Genomic DNA, 4,446 nt, shown 5'->3' with positions numbered 1-4,446 from the left:
GTTCCTAAAACTCGGTTGCTGCCTGATCTGCTGGAATACCCTCCGGCGCGCCGAACAGCCTTTATGAAACCGTCTCTTAGGCTCGCACCGTCACGAAATATATTATGAAATCATGGCGACCAGAGTGTCATATCGCCCATTCGTGGGTCACGCATCACGCGATGCAGAACGTTCAGTATCTGATACCGGCTGATTCTGTCGTGCGACAGGAATTCGCCCCAGAAAAAGGTTGGTGTCAGCTGTCGCGCTCTCGCCGAATTTCCGCTTCGTCGCGACGGCTGCTGGGCAACAGCTCAACTCATCGTGAGCTTGCGGGAATTATAGTTGCTGCGGAACACCAGTTGCGCGACGGGTTGCGGCGGAGCAAGCGCAGCATCGCGCGCCTTTAGGATGATGTAGTGATGCGGAGATTTGCTGCATACCGGATCAGCATTGCTCGCATCTCCCGTCATCATGTAAGCCTGGCAACGGCATCCACCGAAGTCCTTGTCCTTTTCGTCGCATGACCGGCACGGCTGGTTCATCCAGCTGTCGCCGCGAAAGCGATTGAAGCCGGACGACTCGTACCAGATGTGCCGCAGGTCATGGTCGCTCACGTTAGGGAATTCGATCGGCAACTGTCGAGCGCCGTGGCAGGGCAGCGCAGTACCGTCCGGTGTGACGATCAGGAACAGACTGCCCCAGCCGTTCATGCACGCCTTCGGTCGCTCCTCGTAATAGTCCGGCGTCACGAAGATCAATTTGCACGGGTGGTCTTGCGCGGCAAGCCTGGCGCGGTATTCGTCGGTGATGCGTTCCGCACGCACGAGCTGCTCGCGGGTCGGCAGCAGCGCATTGCGATTCAGGTAGGCCCAACCATAGTACTGGCACGTCGCCAGCTCGACGTAGTCCGCCTCGAGCGCGAGACACAATTCGATGATCCGGTCGATGTCGTCGATGTTGTGCCGGTGCGTGACGAAGTTCAGCACCATCGGATAGCCGTGCCTCTTCACCGCGCGCGCCATCTCGAGTTTATGGGCGAACGCCTTCCTCGAGCCGGCCAGCATGTTGTTGACTTCCGCGTCGCTCGCCTGGAAGCTGATCTGTATGTGATCGAGGCCGGCCTCCCGGAAGCGGACGATCTTCTCCTCGGTCAGGCCGATGCCCGAGGTGATCAGGTTGGTGTAGTAGCCGAGCCTTCGCGCTTCGGTGATCAACCTGACGAGATCGGGGCGCACGAGCGGCTCGCCGCCGGAAAAGCCGATTTGCGCGGCACCCATCCGACGCGCTTCGGCCATTACCTTGAACCATTGCTCCGTATTGAGCTCCGTTTCCTGGCGAGCGAAATCGAGCGGGTTCGAGCAGTACGGGCACTGCAGCGGGCAGCGATAAGTCAGTTCGGCAAGCAGCCAGAGTGGCAGCCCGACCTCGGGACGGGCTGCGGCCGAGGCCGGCTCACGCAAGTTCGATCCAGTGTTTGGCACGAGCCGTCTCCATGAAATCCTCGACGTCCGCCGCGAGTTCGGGGACGCCAGGAAATTGGTCTTCAAGATGCGCGATGATGTCGGCGACGCTGCGCTCGCCGTCGATCAGCTCGCCGATCGCGCTTGCGCTTCCATTGAACTTGACCATCCCTTCGGGATACAGCAATACGTGCGCGTTTTGCGCGGGTTCGAACTGAAAGCGGAAACCCTGTCGCCAGCGCGGCACCAGGTTTCGATCGAATCTCATCAGGCGATTCCCTTGTGCCAGACACGCTCGTCGGTGACGGTGTGATAGGGCGGACGATGCAGTTCGTAGGCCATTGACATCGCATCGAGCATCGTCCACAGAATGTCGAGCTTGAACTGCAGGATTTCCAGCATGCGTTGCTGGCTTTCGACGGTCGTATAGTGCTGCAGCGTGATGGCGAGCCCGTGCTCGACATCGCGACGTGCCTGGCCGAGCCGTGTGCGGAAATATGCGTAACCTGCGGAATCGATCCACGGATAGTGGTGCGGCCATGAGTCGAGGCGCGACTGATGAATCTGGGGGGCGAACAATTCGGTTAGCGAACTGCTCGCCGCTTCCTGCCACGTCGCACGGCGCGCGAAATTCACGTACGCGTCGACGGCGAAGCGTACGCCAGGCAGCACCAGTTCCTGCGAGCGCAACTGCCCGGCGCTCAACCCGACTGCTTCGCCGAGCATCAGCCAGGCCTCGATGCCGCCATCTTCGCCGGAGACGCCGTCGTGATCGATGAGGCGCTGCACCCATTGCCGCCGTACCTCGCGGTCGGGGCAGTTGGCGAGTATCGCCGCGTCCTTCATCGGGATGTTGACCTGATAGTAGAAGCGGTTTGCCACCCAGCCCTGGATCTGTTCCCGGGTTGCGCGGCCTTCGTACATCGCGACATGATAGGGATGGTGAATGTGATAGAAGGTACCCTTGGCGCGTAGCGCCTGCTCGAACTGACCGGGAGTGAGGGGCAATTGGCCCGTCTGTGGTTTCATGACGTCTGGAAATGGTGGGGCGCGGCAAAACGGCCCGCTGTTTCGTGATCGATGCGCGACGAGTTCACATGATGGTAGGGAGTGCTTCTCATAGCACGATCTGCATGCCGTCGAACGCGATCTCGATGTCGCGGCGCCGCAGTTCCGAGCGCTGGACGGAACGTTCGTCGAGGATCGGATTGGTATTGTTGATATGGATCAGCACCTTGCGGGGTTTGGAAACGCGCCCAAGCATTTCCATCATGCCGCGCTGGCCGCTTAGCGCGAGATGGCCCATTTCGCGGCCCGTGCGGGTGCCGACGCCGAGTCGCCGCATTTCGTCATCGTCCCATAGCGTGCCATCGACGAGCAGGCAGTCCGAGGCGTTCATACGTTTCAGAAGCATGTCGTCTACAATGCCGATCCCCGGTGCGTAGAGCAACATGCCGCCCGTGCGCGTGTCCTCGACGATCAGGCCGATGTTGTCGCCGACGTGGGGGGCATGACGATGCGGCGAATAGGGCGGCGCCGAGCTGCGCAGAGGAAACGGCGTGAATTTCAGGTTCGGGCAGACCGGTACGACGAAGCAGCTGTCCGGCTCGATGCGGTTCCAGATGAGCCCGCCGTTCCAGTGCTTCAACATGTCGAACAGCGGAAAGCCGGTCGTCAAGTCATCGTGGACCATATCCGTACACCAAATCTGAAGCGGGCAGCCTTCACGCAAGCCAAGCAAGCCGGCGGTGTGGTCGATCTGGCTGTCCATCAGGACGATCGCGCCGATGCCGGTATCGCGTGGCGCGTGGCCGGGCTGCATCGGTGCGAAGCTTTGCAACTGCGCACGTATGTCGGGCGACGCGTTACACAGGATCCAGTTCACACCGTCGTCGGACAGCGCGATCGATGATTGGGTGCGTGCGTGTGCCTCTACGGTGTTGTTGCGATACCCCGCGCAGTTCGCGCAGTTGCAGTTCCATTGCGGAAAGCCGCCGCCTGCGGCCGATCCGAGGATGTGTATGAGCATGGCCGATCTTCGATGGGTGGGCTTCATCAAGCAAAAAGCCTCGGCAAGCCGAGGCTTTTTGCTTGATCCTGCATTTTCGAATCAACGGTTCGAAACGTACATGGTGATTTCGAAACCGAGACGCAGATCTATGTAGGCGGGTTTGGTCCACATGAGACAGGTTCCTTTGGAAGGGTGAAGTAGACGGGCAAGCACTTGTCAGAATCGCGCGCTCGTGAACCTGCGAACAATGCCATCGTCGGTTGCGTGGTCTCGGCGTCATTGCATTATTGCAGCGAACAACGGGTGGCATCCGCGGAGATGCTTGCCGGTTGAATGCTACATCAGTCTATGCCGCCGTCAATGTAAGAAATAGAATCGATGAGTTTTCAATTTTTCGTTGTTGGCAGATTTTCATTTCCTTACTATATTAAAAATTAAGGGCATGGCGAGCATCATTATCGGTCGATATGCCGCTCTGGTTCCGGACACGCTTGTCTAGCGTGGGTTCGATGGTTGAACGTACGCCTTTCGCTCCAGGTCGTCTTGAGTCTCGCGCATTTTGAGTGGATTGCGGAGTGTTTGGAGTTAATCGAGTGATGTTTTCCGTATTGTATCCATCTTGGTTGTTATTGATTGAATAATCAATTGCCGGTGCTTAATGCGGTCGGTTTGGTTTATTGTTCGTCATTTTTGTGAGGAATTCGCCGGCGACAAGAAAAATTCATTTTGCATAAGAGAACGGCTGGGGGGCCGAGGGATTGCTTGAGCTCCGCTCAGCAGATCTCGGGTGATTGTTGATCGGTCGCGGACGGTCGAGCGTACGCAGGCTGGCGATCGTCGGCGATCGAGACTAAAAAGGGGCGGGACGTTGTCACTCAAACATTTCGCATGGCTGATCGTGGCCGCCACGCCGGCGGCCGCGTTCGCACAGACAAGCGTGACGCTGTACGGCCGGATCGACGGCGGCGTCGAATACCTGAACCACATCGCGAC

Annotated in this window: 6 protein-coding genes; 1 reads left to right on the top strand and 5 read right to left on the bottom strand. The window is 58.8% G+C overall.

Annotated features, from left to right (window positions below; genetic code table 11):
* Window positions 1-293: 293 nt before the first annotated feature.
* From pqqE to pqqA, 5 genes are all read right to left on the bottom strand, one after another.
* A complete protein-coding gene (gene pqqE / locus WS75_RS01960) occupies window positions 294-1,463 on the bottom strand; it encodes a pyrroloquinoline quinone biosynthesis protein PqqE (RefSeq protein WP_059678934.1) in 1,170 nt (389 codons plus the stop codon).
* Window positions 1,435-1,710 carry a pyrroloquinoline quinone biosynthesis peptide chaperone PqqD gene (gene pqqD, locus WS75_RS01955; protein WP_059678933.1) on the bottom strand — a complete coding sequence of 92 codons (276 nt, stop codon included), beginning with the start codon at window positions 1,708-1,710 and terminating at the stop codon, window positions 1,435-1,437. The genes pqqE and pqqD overlap by 29 nt, the downstream gene beginning before the upstream one ends.
* Window positions 1,710-2,471: a pyrroloquinoline-quinone synthase PqqC gene (pqqC, locus tag WS75_RS01950; RefSeq protein WP_059678932.1), complete on the bottom strand. Its 762-nt coding sequence runs from the start codon at window positions 2,469-2,471 to the stop codon at window positions 1,710-1,712. Before pqqC ends, pqqD begins: the two co-directional genes overlap by 1 nt.
* Window positions 2,472-2,559: 88 nt before the next feature.
* Entirely contained in the window at window positions 2,560-3,471 is a 912-nt protein-coding gene (gene pqqB / locus WS75_RS01945) for a pyrroloquinoline quinone biosynthesis protein PqqB (protein ID WP_059678931.1), read from the bottom strand.
* Window positions 3,472-3,552: 81 nt separating this feature from the next.
* A complete protein-coding gene (gene pqqA / locus WS75_RS33245) occupies window positions 3,553-3,624 on the bottom strand; it encodes a pyrroloquinoline quinone precursor peptide PqqA (protein ID WP_156429690.1) in 72 nt (23 codons plus the stop codon).
* Between the two features lie 697 nt (window positions 3,625-4,321).
* On the opposite strand from pqqA, the gene WS75_RS33240 reads away from it, so the two are divergent.
* Window positions 4,322-4,446 (top strand): porin (locus WS75_RS33240; RefSeq protein WP_156429689.1); only part of this gene is annotated, 125 nt, incomplete at its 3' end.

This window comes from Burkholderia sp. FL-7-2-10-S1-D7 (assembly GCF_001524185.1).
GTDB classification, from domain to species: domain Bacteria; phylum Pseudomonadota; class Gammaproteobacteria; order Burkholderiales; family Burkholderiaceae; genus Burkholderia; species Burkholderia diffusa.
Note: the sequence above shows the minus strand (reverse complement) of the source record. Positions and strands in the feature narration are given on the sequence as shown.